Here is a 14,922-nt window from a genome sequence, read left to right as displayed (position 1 = left end):
TCCCTAATCCCTAATCCCTAATCCCTAATCCCTAATCCCTAATCCCTAATCCCTATTCCCTAATCCCTATTCCCTATTCCCTAATTCATGGCAGAAAACTCCCCCATCATCCTCGTCGAAAATGATTCGGTGCTAGCACAGAAGATCGGCACAGATCTGATTGAGGCTGGTTATCAAGTTGCGATCGCTGAAAATGCCCGCAGCGGACTCGAATATGCTAAAAAATTACACCCGTCATTGATTGCGATCGATCGAGCTTTACCTGGAGACTCAGCCCTCGCCTTAGTCCCCCAACTGCGAGACTTGGGTTGTACGGTACCAATTTTACTGTTAATGTCCCATGACTCGATCGCCGATCGGATCGTGTGTCTGGAATCTGGCGCGGATGACTACTTCCTCAAGCCCTATCAGGCACCCAAGTTTTTACACGCGATCGGGTTATATCTGCATTCAAATGTTATTCCGGGCGAACAATTGCGATTTGGCGATCTCGTCTTGGATTTTGTCACCCATCGCGTAGCTCGGAACGATCGGACGATCGATTTGACAGTCAAAGAATTTGAACTGTTGCGCTATTTGATGTCCCATCCCGAAACAGAACTCACTAGAGAACAGATCTTGGAAAATGTCTGGGGCTATGATTTCCTCGGCGAATCCAATGTTATCGAAGTCTATGTCCGCTATCTCCGCCTCAAGCTAGAAAAAGATGGTGGCAAACGACTGATTCAGACGGTGCGTGGTGTTGGCTACGTGTTGCGGGATTAAATTACGATAATTATTGACAGTGATGAAACTAATGTACTATTATGGTGCGGTGCTGTCGATCGGCAATAACCACCACACAAGGCAACGAACATGCAGCAGATCCGCGATTGAATTAATTTGGAAACAAAATTAATGACTCGCTCGTCCCAATCGTCAGGAGTAGGATTCACCATTCAACGTCGAGACGAGGGCAACGATTTGTCATCCTCAAAGCTTAACCCTCAAATCCATATCCCCTCAAGCATCGTGACTCGACAGCAACTTAAATTTGGCATTACTATTGGCATGGCGGGGGTCTTGCTTTGGAGTTTCGCTCTCCCCGTCCGATCGGCATCACCATTTTTGCACCGAGATTCAGCCATTACCCGATCGAGAGCCGATCTCCAATCTACTCAGCAAGGTCAAAAATTGCCGTTAAGTGCTCGATTTACCACTCAAGGGCAAACTATCCTCTTAGAAGTGGCTCGCACCCCTGAGGAGCAATCTACAGGTCTGATGTCTCGCACGAGTCTAGCTGCCGATCGGGGGATGTTATTTGTCTTTGCTCCCGCACGTCCGGCCAGTTTTTGGATGAAAAACACCCTGATTCCCCTAGACATGGTATTTATGTCTAATGGCGTAGTCAGACATATCAGTGCTAATGTGCCCCCCTGCAAGGTGGCCGACTGTCCTGGATATGGCCCTCAGTCCCAAGTTAAAATCGATAACGTCATCGAATTGCGGGCGGGTAGAGCCGCAGAACTGAAAATTAAAGTTGGCGATCGCTTAACAATCGATAAATACTCAGCCAAAATACTGAAATAAACCTGGATCTTTAGATAAGCGTCATTAGCAATGTTAGGATCCATTGCTAATAATAATAATACCAAAGATACTACTGAGACACCGATCTCGCTTTTAAAAAGAGTCAGTGTTTCTACGGATTTCAAATCGATGTTAACAGGATTAAATGTTTGTTACTGCCAGTTATCAATTTTTCTCCCCTGGCAAATGAAACTGTTAGAGCGATACTACTAAATCTACTGCATCATTTTTAGTAAGTTCCGCCCAATTAGACATAGAAACTACTTTCGATCTCACGATCGCATTCGATTCTGTTCCAATTGTGCTACTCGTTCCACCAGAACATTTGTAACTGGCTGCAACATCAACTCAAATCTCAATTTGCATATTTGTGTAATTTAGGTCGAGACTGGTGAATATCTAAGTTAGTGTCTTTATTGTCACCAACACGCCGCTCGGAATCGTTGGCTAAAAGTGCCGGTTTTCCGATTTTTTTAATAAATACGTTTTAATATTCAGCCGGAGGTACGGCAATGATTGCATCTACACATTTAACAAAATTAATTCGCTTCTTACAAGACGATCTAGCAATTTCGGCATCGTCGATGGCGATCGGTCTCAAGCAGCTAGAACACAACCCAGGCCCTTTGCCGATGATTTTATGGCAATACGGTCTGGTAACGATCGAGCAACTCGATCGGATCTATGACTGGATGGACGCAACTTAGGAATCGAGCGTCGATCGTTGATAATGGATAGCTAAAATCGCTATCCATTAGCTCCAAGTTAAAACTCAAACTAAAAAAGCTCCAAGTTCTAACTTGGAGCTTTTTACATGGTTTTTAAAAAATTTGACAGATTCGATCGATGTTAGGATGCGAGCAATCTGGTTAGGAGGGGAATATCGACATGGGTAGCACCTTGAGTATCCCCCGCGATAATTTGGCAAGGACGGTCGGGTTCGCCGAGATCGGATAGTACTAGTTTGGCGCGATTCGGCAAAGCCGAGGCTACACCAACGAATCGATGATTTTGGGTGTAATCATTAATCGTGACGATCGTCTCGATGCCTGCACCTAGAGCAGAAATCAGACCATTTTCGGAGTCTTCAAATGCCAGACAATTGGCTGCTGGTAAATTCATCTGCGCCAGTACGTATTCGTAGATGTCTGGAGCGGGTTTCTTCTTGGGGACGATATCGCCAGCCGCAATGACTTCAAACCAGTTAGCATCGATATTATTGGCTAAGAGCGCGAACACATTCTCAGGAGTCGTGGTTGTCGAAATCGCCAGTCGCAGATTGGCAGCTCTAGCAGCCTCCAGAAGCCGCTTGACTCCAGGCCGGAGGGGAATGCCACCGCGCTCCAATAACTGGGCGTAATATTGATTTTTAGCCTTGTGCAGCTCGGCAATCGTCGCATCCTCCATCCGCACGTCGGGACGATAGGTGTCCAGATAAAAGCGCATCCGCTCCTTCCCGCCAGTCACGGCCAAAAGTTTGCCATATAACTCGATCGACCAATCCCAATCCAAACCAGCATTGGCAAAAGCTTGATTGAATGCGACCCGATGTCCGTCCCGCTCGGTGTCGGCCAGCGTACCATCGACATCAAAAATTAGTGCTTGTAATCCGCTCATCCCGATCGCCTTCCTAAGTTCTACGAACAAATCTACCGTATATGTGATGTTATCACCCCGATCTGCCGATTGCGATTGGCGACTGCTGACTCTTGCCTGCGATCGGTGCCAAACCCTTATAATATAAGGAGAGAAATCTGTGGTAAATATCGATACCTCGGCATCTGTGGCAAGCGATCGCCATTAGTAATAGTTACTTTTAGAACGCGGCAATTTTATAGAGAATATGGCACAACTCGAAACTAGAACCGAACCGATGGTGCTGAACATGGGGCCGCACCACCCATCGATGCACGGGGTGATGCGACTGATTGTCACCCTCGATGGTGAAGATGTCGTCGATTGCGAGCCGGTCATCGGCTATCTCCATCGCGGTATGGAGAAAATCGCCGAAAGTCGCACGAATATTATGTTTGTGCCCTACGTCAGCCGCTGGGACTATGCAGCGGGGATGTTTAATGAAGCGGTAACGGTGAATGCGGTTGAAAAATTAGCGAATATTCCCGTGCCCAAACGCGCCAGCCATATTCGCGTGATCATGCTGGAACTCAATCGGATTGCCAACCATTTGCTGTGGCTCGGCCCATTCATGGCCGATGTCGGCGCGCAGACGCCATTTTTCTATATCTTCCGCGAACGGGAGATGATCTACGATCTGTGGGAAGCGGCGACTGGCTATCGGATGGTCAATAATAACTATTTCCGGATCGGTGGCGTGGCCGTAGATTTACCCTATGGTTGGATCGACAAGTGCCTGGACTTCTGCGACTATTTCGAGCCAAAAGTCGATGAATACGAAAAGCTGATCACTAATAATCCGATCTTCCGGCGGCGGGTCGAAGGTGTCGGTACCATCGGTCGCGATGAAGCAATTAACTGGGGCTTATCTGGCCCGATGCTGCGTGCTTCTGGCGTGAAGTGGGATCTGCGCAAGGTGGATAAATATGAGTGCTATGACGATTTTGATTGGGAAGTCCACTATGAGACGGCTGGGGACTGCCTAGCCCGTTATTTCGTGCGGATTCGGGAGATGCGCGAGTCGGTGAAGATCTTGCGCCAAGCGATCGCGGCTCTACCTGGTGGCTCCTATGAAAATCTCGAAGCCAAACGGCTCGCGGCTGGGCCAAAATCCGAGTGGGATGGGATGGAGTATCAGTACATTACCAAAAAAGTTGCCCCAACATTTAAGATTCCCAAAGGCGAAAATTACGTCCGGATCGAGAGTGGTAAAGGCGAGTTAGGGATCTTTATTATCGGCGATGATAATGTTTTCCCATGGCGGTGGAAGATCCGTGCGGCGGACTTTAATAACGTTCAAATTATTCCTCACCTGTTACGCGGCGTGAAAGTAGCCGATATCGTGACGATTTTGGGTAGTGTGGATATTATTATGGGTTCTGTCGATCGCTAATTAAGTCCACAAATTTATGCTAATTTATCGATCGACTAATCCAAGACTAATTTGGATTGCTCGATCGATTCAATTAGCACGAACATTGGAGCTAGCACATGACTAGAGATTACGAGCAAATCATCCTCAATAATTTAAGACAATTATCGCCCACACAACAGCAGGAAGTTTTGAACTTCACTGAATTTCTGCGCCAGAAATTTGCGATAGTCTTACCAGAGCCTCGTTTGTCCCTCAGACAGCTTGCAAAACTCCCGATCGAACAACGGCATCAGTATCTTCAATCGACAATTGACGCAACCGCCAATGATTTCGCAACAGATCCAGAACTGACAGCATTTTCTGAATTAGATATTGAAGATTGGGAGATTGAGGATGACTAATGCCAAGCGTGGCGAAGTATGGCTAGTAGATCTCAATCCGACTAGAGGTCAAGAAATTCAAAAAACTCGTCCCGCCGTTGTCGTTAGTTCTGATTTATTCGATCGAATTGCTCTAAAAATTGCCATCCCAATTACAAGCTGGCAATCAAAGTTTAGCGATCGACCTTTTATGGTGCGCATCGATGCCAATATAGATAATGGATTAGATGTAGATTCCGCAGGAAACATCTTACAAATTCGTAGTCTTTCAACCGAGCGATTTGTCAAACGATTAGGGCAGGTATCACCGGAAATTTTAGAAGAACTTTTGACTGGTTTAACTATTTGTACTGATTACGAACTAAAGTCCTAAGTTTCTCAACTTAGCTGCTAACTAATTTAATGCTACCTACAGTTATTTTACCTGGCTATCTCGAAAGTGCTGATGTCTATCTGCCGCTGCAACAATCGCTAACTGCGCTCGGTACACCCACGACGACAGTACCACTAAGGAAACGAGATTGGCTGCCGACACTTGGCGGTCGATCGATGGTGCCGATTTTGCGCCAACTCGATCGAACTGTTAATGCTGCTTTAGCAGATAATCATGCTACCCAAATTAATCTCATCGGGCATTCTGCTGGGGGTTGGATTAGTCGGATTTACATCGGTGAAATCCCCTATATCATTCATGGCGATGTCGATGAAACTGCTAAGTTATGGGATGCTAAATCCAAAGTTGCCACCCTAATTACCCTCGGTACTCCACATATTAGTGGCGAACGCTGGACGAAGAAAAATCTTGATTTTGTCAACGATAACTATCCTGGAGCCATGTATCCAGATGTGCAGTATATTTGTGTTGCTGGCAAGTCAATTTACGGTGCCAAAAAAATCGGTCAATGGTTGGCTTATAGTAGCTATCAACAGACTTGTGGCGAGGGCAATACCTGGGGTGATGGGATTACGGCGATCGCCGCCGCACATTTAGACGGGGCGAAGAATATCATCATTGAAGGCGTGAAACACTCACCGCGCAGTCCTGGGCTGTGGTATGGTTCCCCAGAGATACTATCGCAGTGGGTCGGTTATCTAGTTTGAGGGCGATTTGAGATCGTCAGCTTCGCGAAAAAATCTCAGTGTCATAGCAAAATCAGCGCGCTCGTGGGGAATGCTAGAATTGAGCTTTGGTATAAATCCGATCTAAAGATCGAGAGTTGTGCGCATATCTCCCTTGGAGAATAGTACAATCTAGAGTTAGTTAGATCGGGCAACAATTACTAGGTGTTCGCTATGGAAGAATGGCAAAACGAAATCGCCGCCGCGTTCAAAGATTTTACCGCGTTGTTTGATGAATTTGGTCGCGAACTCACAGATTTTGTTGAAGAAGTTACTACTGAAGCTGCTGAAACCCTTAATCTGCAATGGGACGAGCTGAAGGAAGTGCTGACCGAAATCTGGCAAGAATTAGAATTAGAATTTGAAGAATCCACGCCGCTCCAGTGGGATATCCCCCTAACGACCAGACCGATGCCAGATCCGGCCACACATCCCGCCTGCATGGGTTGTATCAACTATAATGGAACTGTCTTCGGCGGTAATCTCTTGATTTGTGGCATGTATCCATATGGTTGTAATACCGATACTTGTCCCGATTGGGAAGGCGAAAACAATCTCAACTAGTCGATCGTCGATCGCTTACCCTGAGCCTGTGGTAACGTAGCGTTTCTGTCAGACTCAGGGTTAACAGCGTTGCGATCGAGACAGTTAGACTCTTAAATAGAAACTACCCCAATATAAATAACTAACAGATCGATCGTCATGACTCAGGCAAATGCAGCATCTGTGACTACCCCAATTGAAATGAAATATGGGGAACGCGAAATTATTAATGGCGAACTGATTACGTTTCCTAATCCTCGGATCGGGCGACGTTACAACGTCGATATCAGTTTGCCAGAGTTTACCTGTAAGTGTCCTTTTTCTGGCTATCCTGATTTTGCAACGATCGAGATTAGCTATGTCCCCGACCAAAAAGTGGTCGAACTCAAGGCACTGAAACTATATATCAATAGCTACCGCGATCGCTACATTTCCCACGAGGAAACTGCCAATCAAATCTTAGATGATTTTGTGGCAACTGCCGACCCCCACCAGATTACCGTCAGAGCTGATTTTTCCCCACGCGGAAATGTCCACATGGTGGTGGAAGTCAAGCATGAGAAGTAGGGATTAGGTTTTAGGCTTTAGGTTTTAGGTTCGTAAGAGTTGCGGCGACGCGACAACCCCGACTTCTCCAAGAAGTCGGGGTTGTGTCTTAGCAAGCTTGACTATCGATCTAGATCGAGTCGCTCGGATTCTATTTCTTCTCAGGTATTTTGCAGTATTGAGTTAGTCCGGTTGCCAGATCGCGTTCGGGACTGAAAATATTATTGGATTTGCGCAAACCTTCCTGAACTTTGGTAGATTTGCGCTCCTTGAGGCTGTTAATGAGTTGCTTATTAATTTCAGTGCCACCTTGGTACATGGCCAAAAACTGACTTTTATAAGTCTTGAGTTTTTCGTCGCTGAGATTGACAGAATTCATATCCTTGTTGGCTTTGTCAAAAACCTGCACGAGTTTTTCGACAATTTGGACGTCGAGATTTGTGCCAGCTTGAGTAGTATCCTTGGTATCGATCACTGTTTGATTGATGACTTTAATCATGTCCGCGCATTGGGACACCTTGCCACTGCTACAGCTTGTTGTCAAAAAACTCGTCCCGATCGCGATCGCGATAATTGCTACCCGTTGCACTTTCACAAATTTCAGCTCCACTGCCGCTCAACACACAACACATCTTAGCTTATTTAGCCAAAGTGTTAACCACGATCGATAGACAAATATTCGATCGCTCTAACTTCGCCACCAATTAGCTAGAATTGGTCTTTACGACCGCGAATGCGCGCGAAGGTTTCGACAGGATCGCGGCTGGCAACACTGGTTTGGAGTGCGGCTGTATCCCAACGCAGGAAAGGATTGGTGCGTTTTTCAATTCCCAACGATGTGGGGACGGTGGGAATCAGAGCTTGCCGTGCGGCGGTAACATCAACTAGTCGCTGCTGGAGTTCTTGGTTGTCAGGATCGACGGTGACGGCAAATTTGAGATTGCTCAGGGTGTACTCGTGGGCGCACCAAATTCGGGTGTTATCGGGCAACTGACGCAGTTTGGTCATCGAACCGACCATTTGCGATGGAGTCCCCTCAAATAAGCGTCCGCAGCCGCCAGCAAAAATTGTATCGCCACAGAATAGCTCGCCAGCCTCTTCGTTTTGAGGCGGGAAATAATAGGCAATGTGCGCGCGGGTATGTCCGGGAATGAAGAAAACTTCACCAGTCCGCTCGCCAAATTCGACTCGATCGCCATCGACTAAGTATACTTGTTGTCCGGGGATGCGCCCACGATCTTCGGCACCACCATAGACCCGAACATCGGGAAAGGCGGCGATTAATTCTTGATTGCCGCCGACATGATCGCCATGATGGTGCGTATTAAAAATCGCTACCAATTGCACTTGCTGACGGGCTAGTTCGGCGAGTACTGGTGCCGCTTCCGCCGGATCGACAACTGCGGCAATTTTCCGCTCCAAATCGAGCATCAGAAAGATATAGTTGTCCGATAAAACGGGAATCCGAATAATTTCCATAGCAAACAGAGTGGGATAAACTTACGCTCTTTTAACTTAACCGATCTGCCGCTGGTTTCTAGCTCTTAACGATGTCTTACCCCCGCTCCAAAAGCCTAATTCCCCAGAACCCCGTTATTACTATCCCCATTACTCGGCGAGGGGCTAGGACTAACAGGGGGTGTGAGTTGCATTTGCCACTGCTGAATCAGATTTTGGGCGGCACCATAGGAAGAGGTATTCTCGGGGATGGCTTTGGCGATCGCGATCGCGCGGCGCAGGTCGCTGGTGGCCGTGCTTTGGGCGACTTCTAACATTTGACTGCCCCAGTTGTCCATCGCCAGTCGCGCCTGAGCGCGGAGGGATGAACTTTTGGGTACGCGGGCGGCGGCTTTAATCGCGCCCAGGAGGGATTCTGGCGTACCCGTATCGGCCAATTTTTGGGCGGCGGCGAGGTTGTTTGCTGCTTGGAGTTGGGCTTGCCAATCGCCCACCTTTTCATCTCGTTGGGGAGACAGCGCACGTCCGGCCCCAATCCGTTGCGCCATCGCGATCGCACCACGCAGATCGCCAGTCGCCGCTAGGCTTTCAGCTTGCTGGAGGATCGGGGCATCTTGGGCGCGTTGAATCTCTGCTGTCCACTGTTTGCTTTTCGCTTGCGCTTGGGCGTAGAGTGCGCGTCCGGGGCGGATTTGGTTGAGTTGAGCGATCGCTTGTTGGACGCCTTGAACGGTACCGCTGGCTGCTAAAGTTTCAGCAGTGCGTAGATACGGCGTATCTTGAACCGTTTCAATTTGCTTGCGCCAATCGGTTGCGACCCCAGCAGCTTCTTTGCCACGGGGGTTGTTGCCCGGAATCCGTTGCACTTCGGTAATGGCAGCTTGGAGATCTACCACCGTGCCAGTACTGGCTAGACTGCGGGCGTGCTGGAGCGTGGCGAGATCCTGAATTTCTCGTTGCCAGGTGCCAGCGGCTTGCTGCGATCGCAGGTAAAGTGGACTATTAGCTTTGATGCTTTGAACCAAGGAGATAGATGTTTCGAGTTCCGAGATACTGCCACTTTCCGAGTGAGATTGGGCTTCGGCAAAGCTAATTAGATCCTGGACTTCGGTTTTGGTTTCGGTGGCATCTGGGGTCTGATTGGCAATTTCCAGCGCGCCTTTCCAGTCGCGTTTATCGAGCTTGACTCTGGCCAATTTCAACATCTGTTTGGCTGCTGTCGAAACGATCGTTTGAGCTTCGGTATGCGCGAAACTTTTCGGATCGATTTTATTGGCCATTTCTACTGCTGTCAGTAGTGATTTGACGGAAGGATTATTTTTGAGTAATTGCCGCGCCTCATCTAATTTGCCACTATCCGCTTTGGCAATTTGGACGAGGTCGGCTAATTCTTGATATTTAGTCGTCGCCCAGTAGCGATTATTCAAGTGCGTGAGTTTCACTGCTACTGAATAAGCATTTACCCACTTCGAGCTATTGAGTAATGCTCTAGTTTCTTTATCGAGTGCGACTCCTTTCGTCCAAGTTTCTTGCCATTGTCCCAACCGTTTGGACACAATTTTATAAGCCGGAATATTTTTGGGGACTTTTTTGGCAGCGTTGACTGCTTCATCGTAGTTCCCTTCTTGATAAGTAGCTTCGGCTAATCTCAAAATTGCCAGCGACCAACGTTGGACGTTGCTATCGATATATCCACGAGTCGGATCGTTAGGGGCGACATCCTTGACGAGATTGAGTGCTGAGACTAAATCTTTTAAAGTTTGCTTACTGGCTGCCAATTGACCGCAATATACGCGCAGGGATGCCGAGGACATGGGCACGAAGATTTCGGGGCAATTGGGTACTGCTTTGGGATTTAGCAGCAAGCCTAAAGCTAGATAAACTAGTCCGCCCGAAATACCGAGGGTAATAATTGCCCAGAACACCCAGCTTCGGATGAACGATAGTCGCAACCATGAGGGCATTTGGTTGACTAATTGCTTAGTTACCTGGGTTGCCTGTTCAAAATCAAAGCGGGAGTTTGGTTTTGCCAAAACTTGAATTAGAGGGTAGAGAATAGTTGGGTGCGGGGCAGAAGCATTTTGGCAGCGATCGGCAGAAATTAGCAGATCCGATTTAGTCGGACAATCCTAAAATTACCACTACTTTGTGAAAAATATTGTGATTTTTTTTGGTTTACTTTGTCAAGCCTATTCGCAGACTAGAAGTTTGCCAGTCTGATTCACTCGGCTGATGAATTCAGGAGTCGATCGATCTCGATCGAATTAGCTCCATGAGAGCACTGTTAGCTAGATTTTTGGTGGAATTAGATCGTTATCTTAACTCAATTGGGTGGAGCTGAGAATCCGCTCGATGGCGGTAACTAGTCGCTCTAGTTGCCACGCTTGGTGTGTAGCCATCACCGATAGTCTAATTCTACTGGTGGGGACGGTGGGCGGACGGATTGCTGGCGCGAAAATCCCCGCTTGTTGGAGTTGAGAGCCGATGTTTAGTGCCGTGCGAGCATCTGGTAGCTCGATACAGATAATTGGCGATGCAGATGGAATTAATGGCAACTGGGGCAGTCGCTCTGTCAAAAGCTGCTTTAAGCATGTCACATTTTGCCACAGTTGCTGACGTAGTTGAGGGGTAGTGCTAATTATCTCGATCGCAGCTAGTGCTGCTGCTGTGTCGGCAGGAGATAGTCCAGTCGTATAGATCCAGCTCGCACACCGATTTTTAAGAAAATCGATGAGGCTGGCACTACCCGCGACATAACCGCCCAAACTACCGATCGATTTACTCAATGTACCCATTTCGATTAAGGGTTGTCCCACCAGATCGAAATGCTCGACAATCCCCGCCCCAGTTGCCCCAAAAACCCCCGTGGCATGGGCTTCATCGATCGCCAGCATGGCATTGTATTCCCGCGCTAGATCGAGCAACTGTGGAAGGGGGCAAATATCGCCATCCATACTAAACACGCTGTCGGTAACGATCGTGCAGCGGCGATAATTGGTGCGGTGTAACTCTAATTGCTGGCGTAAATCTCCCAGATCGCAATGCTGGTAATCGATCGTTTTTGCCCCGCTCAATAACGCCCCATTTTTGAGGCTTGAATGGTTGGCGCGATCGCTCAGAACTAGGTCTTTTTTGCCCGCTAAGGCGGCGATCGTGCCCAAATTCGCCAGATACCCCGAACTAAAGACTAAGGCAGCTTCAGTGCCTTTTAAACGCGCGATCGCGTTTTCGAGATCTTGATGGAGTTGCTTGTGTCCGCTCGTCAACCGCGAACCCGTTGCCCCCGTCCCAAATCTCTGCGTTGCCGTAATTGCCGCCGCAATTAACCGCTCGTCCCCAGCCAAACCTAAATAATCATTACTCCCAAAATTGAGTAATTCGCAGCCATCTACAACTACTTCCGTACCGGGTAAACTCTCAATAACGCGCGGCGAGCGATGCCAATCCGCCTGCTTTATCGTCACCAACGCTCGATCGATCCATTCATAAGGATCTAGAGCAAGATCGACTCGATCTCCACTCCCCGCTCCCCGCTCCCCGCTGTCTTGAAAAGGTGCTCCGCTTGCGGAGTTCGTCCGGTCGGGTTCCCCGACCATGGAACGAACCCAAGCATGGCAAAGCCCAAGACCGCACTTTTCGCTCCCAACTCCCAACTCTCTACCCCCAGATTCATTCAAATAAATTTTAGAACTCCCGATCGATTAATATATGTGAATAACATTACCCACGCTGATTCATGGCAGAAATCCAGTTTTCCAGAGGCACCACCGAACCTGTCGTGCCAGATGTCCGACTTACCAAATCTCGTACAGGCGAACAAGGTAAAGCTTCATTTTACTTTGAGAAACCAGCGATTCTCGGCAATGACGTCAATGAAGAAGTCACTGGCTTGTATATGATCGACGAAGAAGGTGAGATTATTACGCGGGAAGTCAAGGCCAAATTTGTCAATGGTAAACCCGAAGCTTTAGAAGCAATTTACATCATGAATTCTACGGCAGAGTGGGATCGCTTCATGCGCTTTATGGAACGTTACTCTGCCAGCAATGGACTGGGCTTTGTTAAAGCTGACGGAGCTGATGCCTGAAGATCGCCAATCTCAGCCCCATCCAGACGATCGCGCGATCGAGATCGATTGTGCGGTCGTGACGATTAGCGATACCCGGACGCTGGACACCGATCGCAGCGGTCGCTTAATTTGCCAATTGTTACAAGCTGCGGGACATCGCATTGGCAAATATCAGATTATCCCTGACGAACCAACCCAGATTCTAGCCGAGTTAGCGACTGCGATCGAGACAGTACCAACCTTGCAAGCGATCTTCTTCAATGGCGGCACCGGCATTGCCGCTCGCGATACCACCTACGAAGCAATTGCTAGCGTCCTCACCAAAACCCTGCCTGGATTTGGGGAAATCTTTCGGTTCCTGAGCTACCAAGAAATCGGCTCGCGGGCGATGAGTTCGCGCGCGATTGCCGGGACATATCAACAGCTCCTCGTCTTCTCCCTCCCTGGCTCTCAAGGAGCCGTACGGCTGGGCATGGAAAAACTAATTTTGCCCGAACTCATTCATTTAGTCACTCAGTTACAATCTTGACGATCGATTAAAACCAGCGAGTGGTAGCATGTTTTTGAGATTTTGAACTCCTTAAACCCCCAAGTCCCCACTCTTGAAGATGAAACCTGTTGTCAAAAGCGACAAAAAAATCCCGCCGAAGAAAAGCTCTAACGCTTGGCTCTCAGTCTCAGTTATCTGTTTATTAGCGAGCGGGACATTCGGAGCCAAAGTACTCTTGCTAGTGGATAACGATCTAGAACTTAAAACTAAATTTGCCGGTCAAAGTTGGCAATTAGATAAAAATTCTCTTAAAAAATACGCAGACGATTTCGATCGATTTGTCACTGAGTCTTCGATCGAACCAATCGGTGCGAGTTTACAGCAAGAATCTATTAACATTGTCAATAGTACTAATGCGGCTCTGTCAGAACCGCGAACATTGTGTCTGCCGACATCCGATCTTGCCGCAATGTTTAACCAATCTCCTGACTCAACTGCGACTAAAACCAATACGTCTGCTACTAATAAAAATCTGTCAAGCCGCAATACAAAAGATCTATGTATTAATACTGGCGATCGCAAATGAGCCTATCTAGATATCTAAAGATGTGCGACCAGCGATCGAATTTCAACCTCTAAGATCTTGCCGAGTGGATTGCGGGGGATTCTTGCAACTGGCAGCCAATGTTTGGGGATTTTATAGTTACTAATCTTCTCCTCGATCGCGCTAGCTAAACTATCGCCAGAAGTAGACATATCTTTAGAGACATAAATAGCTGTAACTGCTTGTCCCCAATAGCGATCGGGTACGCCTGTCACCCATACATCTGTCACCAAACCCGTTGCCATAATTGCATTGACAACTTCGATCGGAAAGACATTTTCACCACCTGTAATAATCTTGTTACTAGTGCGACCTAAAATAGTTAAATACCCCTGTCGATCGAATGTCCCGACATCATCAGGCTCGAAATAAGTTGGGAAATCTAAGCTAGGAAAATAACCTAACATCAGCGATTTAGCTCGAATTTTTAGTGGCGCGATGCGGTTCTCTAGTATTAAATCGCGATCGGGAATAGGATTAAATTTGATTTTGGCATGAGGTAAAATAATACCACAACTATTATTTCCAGTTAAAAATTCTGTAGGTTTAAGACTGGCAATTTGAGATGCTGTCTCAGTCATCCCGTATGTTAAAGCCAGCGGTAACTTCGCAGTTCTCGCACTAGTTAATAGTTCCACACTCGGCGGCGCACCACCGATTAAAATTGTTTGTAACCGCGCCAACCAGTGCAGATCCAGATCTAATAATTTAGCCAATTGTGTCGGTACTAATGAGATAAAATACCGATCTATTTCCAGCCTATCGATCTGCACACTGGCTTGATTGCAAAGTTCGTGAAAGTCGATCGGCACTAATTCACCATCAGTCAACAGAGATCGACACAATTGCATCAAACCACTCACATGGTACAACGGCAACGTACAGATACTATTAATACTTCCTAACTCATAAAACTCCTGAAATCCCCAGACAGAAGCACTCAAGGTTTTCCAAGTATGCGTGACAAATTTGATTTCTCCCGACGAGCCGCCAGTCGGAATCAGAATCAGGTGTTGATGCTGTGGCTGCACCTGCGCTGTCAACCTCGCAACTTGCTCGCATTCCAGGGTACCCCAGCGCGGATTGCCCAAAAAGATGGGAATTCCCAGTCGCGTTCCTGCCATCAAATTGGCA

Annotated in this window: 18 protein-coding genes; 12 read left to right on the top strand and 6 right to left on the bottom strand. The window is 47.6% G+C overall.

The window, feature by feature from the left end:
- Window positions 1-87 precede the first annotated feature (87 nt).
- The 3 genes from nblR to RMO84_RS03820 all read left to right on the top strand — a co-directional run bounded on the left by nblR (window position 88) and on the right by RMO84_RS03820 (window position 2,276).
- Window positions 88-765 (top strand): response regulator transcription factor NblR, encoded by a 678-nt coding sequence (nblR, locus tag RMO84_RS03830; RefSeq protein ID WP_310487145.1) that lies wholly within the window; start codon window positions 88-90, stop codon window positions 763-765.
- Window positions 766-1,011: 246 nt separating this feature from the next.
- Complete coding sequence (locus tag RMO84_RS03825; protein WP_310487144.1) at window positions 1,012-1,569, top strand: DUF192 domain-containing protein; 558 nt, start codon at window positions 1,012-1,014, stop codon at window positions 1,567-1,569.
- Between the two features lie 512 nt (window positions 1,570-2,081).
- Window positions 2,082-2,276 carry a DUF2949 domain-containing protein gene (locus RMO84_RS03820; protein ID WP_310487143.1) on the top strand — a complete coding sequence of 65 codons (195 nt, stop codon included), beginning with the start codon at window positions 2,082-2,084 and terminating at the stop codon, window positions 2,274-2,276.
- Between the two features lie 142 nt (window positions 2,277-2,418).
- On the opposite strand, the gene RMO84_RS03815 is transcribed toward RMO84_RS03820, so the two are convergent.
- On the bottom strand, window positions 2,419-3,186 hold the full coding sequence (locus tag RMO84_RS03815; RefSeq protein WP_310487142.1) for an HAD-IA family hydrolase: 768 nt from the start codon (window positions 3,184-3,186) through the stop codon (window positions 2,419-2,421).
- 226 nt (window positions 3,187-3,412) lie between these two features.
- On the opposite strand from RMO84_RS03815, the gene RMO84_RS03810 reads away from it, so the two are divergent.
- The 6 genes from RMO84_RS03810 (at window position 3,413) to queF (ending at window position 7,188) form a co-directional block, all read left to right on the top strand.
- Window positions 3,413-4,597 (top strand): NAD(P)H-quinone oxidoreductase subunit H, encoded by a 1,185-nt coding sequence (locus tag RMO84_RS03810; protein ID WP_310487141.1) that lies wholly within the window; start codon window positions 3,413-3,415, stop codon window positions 4,595-4,597.
- Between the two features lie 98 nt (window positions 4,598-4,695).
- Window positions 4,696-4,980, top strand: coding sequence for a hypothetical protein (locus RMO84_RS03805; protein WP_310487140.1), 285 nt, complete (start codon window positions 4,696-4,698; stop codon window positions 4,978-4,980).
- On the top strand, window positions 4,973-5,332 hold the full coding sequence (locus RMO84_RS03800) for a type II toxin-antitoxin system PemK/MazF family toxin (RefSeq protein ID WP_310487138.1): 360 nt from the start codon (window positions 4,973-4,975) through the stop codon (window positions 5,330-5,332). The genes RMO84_RS03805 and RMO84_RS03800 overlap by 8 nt, the downstream gene beginning before the upstream one ends.
- A gap of 29 nt (window positions 5,333-5,361) precedes the next feature.
- Entirely contained in the window at window positions 5,362-6,060 is a 699-nt protein-coding gene (locus RMO84_RS03795; RefSeq protein WP_310487136.1) for a lipase, read from the top strand.
- A 192-nt stretch (window positions 6,061-6,252) separates the two neighbouring features.
- Entirely contained in the window at window positions 6,253-6,642 is a 390-nt protein-coding gene (locus tag RMO84_RS03790) for a hypothetical protein (protein ID WP_310487134.1), read from the top strand.
- Between the two features lie 138 nt (window positions 6,643-6,780).
- Window positions 6,781-7,188 carry a preQ(1) synthase gene (gene queF, locus RMO84_RS03785; protein WP_310487133.1) on the top strand — a complete coding sequence of 136 codons (408 nt, stop codon included), beginning with the start codon at window positions 6,781-6,783 and terminating at the stop codon, window positions 7,186-7,188.
- A gap of 130 nt (window positions 7,189-7,318) precedes the next feature.
- Here the strand turns inward: queF and RMO84_RS03780 are convergent, their stop codons facing one another.
- The 4 genes from RMO84_RS03780 to bioF form a co-directional block, all read right to left on the bottom strand.
- A complete protein-coding gene (locus tag RMO84_RS03780) occupies window positions 7,319-7,762 on the bottom strand; it encodes a hypothetical protein (RefSeq protein WP_310487132.1) in 444 nt (147 codons plus the stop codon).
- Between the two features lie 113 nt (window positions 7,763-7,875).
- Window positions 7,876-8,646, bottom strand: coding sequence for a hydroxyacylglutathione hydrolase (gene gloB / locus RMO84_RS03775; protein ID WP_310487131.1), 771 nt, complete (start codon window positions 8,644-8,646; stop codon window positions 7,876-7,878).
- Window positions 8,647-8,741: 95 nt separating this feature from the next.
- Window positions 8,742-10,658 carry a hypothetical protein gene (locus RMO84_RS03770; RefSeq protein WP_310487130.1) on the bottom strand — a complete coding sequence of 639 codons (1,917 nt, stop codon included), beginning with the start codon at window positions 10,656-10,658 and terminating at the stop codon, window positions 8,742-8,744.
- A gap of 285 nt (window positions 10,659-10,943) precedes the next feature.
- Window positions 10,944-12,221 carry an 8-amino-7-oxononanoate synthase gene (bioF, locus tag RMO84_RS03765; protein WP_310487128.1) on the bottom strand — a complete coding sequence of 426 codons (1,278 nt, stop codon included), beginning with the start codon at window positions 12,219-12,221 and terminating at the stop codon, window positions 10,944-10,946.
- Between the two features lie 140 nt (window positions 12,222-12,361).
- On the opposite strand from bioF, the gene psb28 reads away from it, so the two are divergent.
- The 3 genes from psb28 to RMO84_RS03750 all read left to right on the top strand — a co-directional run bounded on the left by psb28 (window position 12,362) and on the right by RMO84_RS03750 (window position 13,770).
- Complete coding sequence (gene psb28 / locus RMO84_RS03760; protein WP_310487126.1) at window positions 12,362-12,712, top strand: photosystem II reaction center protein Psb28; 351 nt, start codon at window positions 12,362-12,364, stop codon at window positions 12,710-12,712.
- Complete coding sequence (locus RMO84_RS03755; protein ID WP_310487124.1) at window positions 12,672-13,223, top strand: MogA/MoaB family molybdenum cofactor biosynthesis protein; 552 nt, start codon at window positions 12,672-12,674, stop codon at window positions 13,221-13,223. The genes psb28 and RMO84_RS03755 overlap by 41 nt, the downstream gene beginning before the upstream one ends.
- A gap of 79 nt (window positions 13,224-13,302) precedes the next feature.
- Window positions 13,303-13,770, top strand: coding sequence for a hypothetical protein (locus RMO84_RS03750; RefSeq protein ID WP_310487123.1), 468 nt, complete (start codon window positions 13,303-13,305; stop codon window positions 13,768-13,770).
- 14 nt (window positions 13,771-13,784) lie between these two features.
- Here the strand turns inward: RMO84_RS03750 and RMO84_RS03745 are convergent.
- Window positions 13,785-14,922, bottom strand: a 1,138-nt coding sequence (locus RMO84_RS03745) for an AMP-binding protein (protein ID WP_310487122.1), incomplete at its 5' end; no start/stop codon positions are given.

This window comes from Chamaesiphon sp. VAR_69_metabat_338, assembly GCF_031423935.1.
In the GTDB taxonomy this organism is placed as follows: Bacteria; Cyanobacteriota; Cyanobacteriia; order Cyanobacteriales; family Chamaesiphonaceae; genus Chamaesiphon.
The sequence above is the reverse complement of the archived record's forward strand: the minus strand, read 5'-3'. Positions and strand labels throughout refer to the sequence as shown.

Excerpts from the sequence above, each read along its gene's own strand:
- RMO84_RS03755 (WP_310487124.1), top strand. The coding sequence starts at position 12,672 with ATGGACTGGGCTTTGTTAAAGCTGACGGAGCTGATGCCTGAAGATCGC.
- RMO84_RS03810 (WP_310487141.1), top strand. The coding sequence starts at position 3,413 with ATGGCACAACTCGAAACTAGAACCGAACCGATGGTGCTGAACATGGGG.
- RMO84_RS03750 (WP_310487123.1), top strand. The coding sequence starts at position 13,303 with ATGAAACCTGTTGTCAAAAGCGACAAAAAAATCCCGCCGAAGAAAAGC.
- nblR (WP_310487145.1), top strand. The coding sequence starts at position 88 with ATGGCAGAAAACTCCCCCATCATCCTCGTCGAAAATGATTCGGTGCTA.
- RMO84_RS03790 (WP_310487134.1), top strand. The coding sequence starts at position 6,253 with ATGGAAGAATGGCAAAACGAAATCGCCGCCGCGTTCAAAGATTTTACC.
- RMO84_RS03820 (WP_310487143.1), top strand. The coding sequence starts at position 2,082 with ATGATTGCATCTACACATTTAACAAAATTAATTCGCTTCTTACAAGAC.
- RMO84_RS03800 (WP_310487138.1), top strand. The coding sequence starts at position 4,973 with ATGACTAATGCCAAGCGTGGCGAAGTATGGCTAGTAGATCTCAATCCG.
- queF (WP_310487133.1), top strand. The coding sequence starts at position 6,781 with ATGACTCAGGCAAATGCAGCATCTGTGACTACCCCAATTGAAATGAAA.
- psb28 (WP_310487126.1), top strand. The coding sequence starts at position 12,362 with ATGGCAGAAATCCAGTTTTCCAGAGGCACCACCGAACCTGTCGTGCCA.
- gloB (WP_310487131.1), bottom strand. The coding sequence starts at position 8,646 with ATGGAAATTATTCGGATTCCCGTTTTATCGGACAACTATATCTTTCTG.
- RMO84_RS03795 (WP_310487136.1), top strand. The coding sequence starts at position 5,362 with ATGCTACCTACAGTTATTTTACCTGGCTATCTCGAAAGTGCTGATGTC.
- RMO84_RS03815 (WP_310487142.1), bottom strand. The coding sequence starts at position 3,186 with ATGAGCGGATTACAAGCACTAATTTTTGATGTCGATGGTACGCTGGCC.
- RMO84_RS03805 (WP_310487140.1), top strand. The coding sequence starts at position 4,696 with ATGACTAGAGATTACGAGCAAATCATCCTCAATAATTTAAGACAATTA.
- bioF (WP_310487128.1), bottom strand. The coding sequence starts at position 12,221 with ATGGTCGGGGAACCCGACCGGACGAACTCCGCAAGCGGAGCACCTTTT.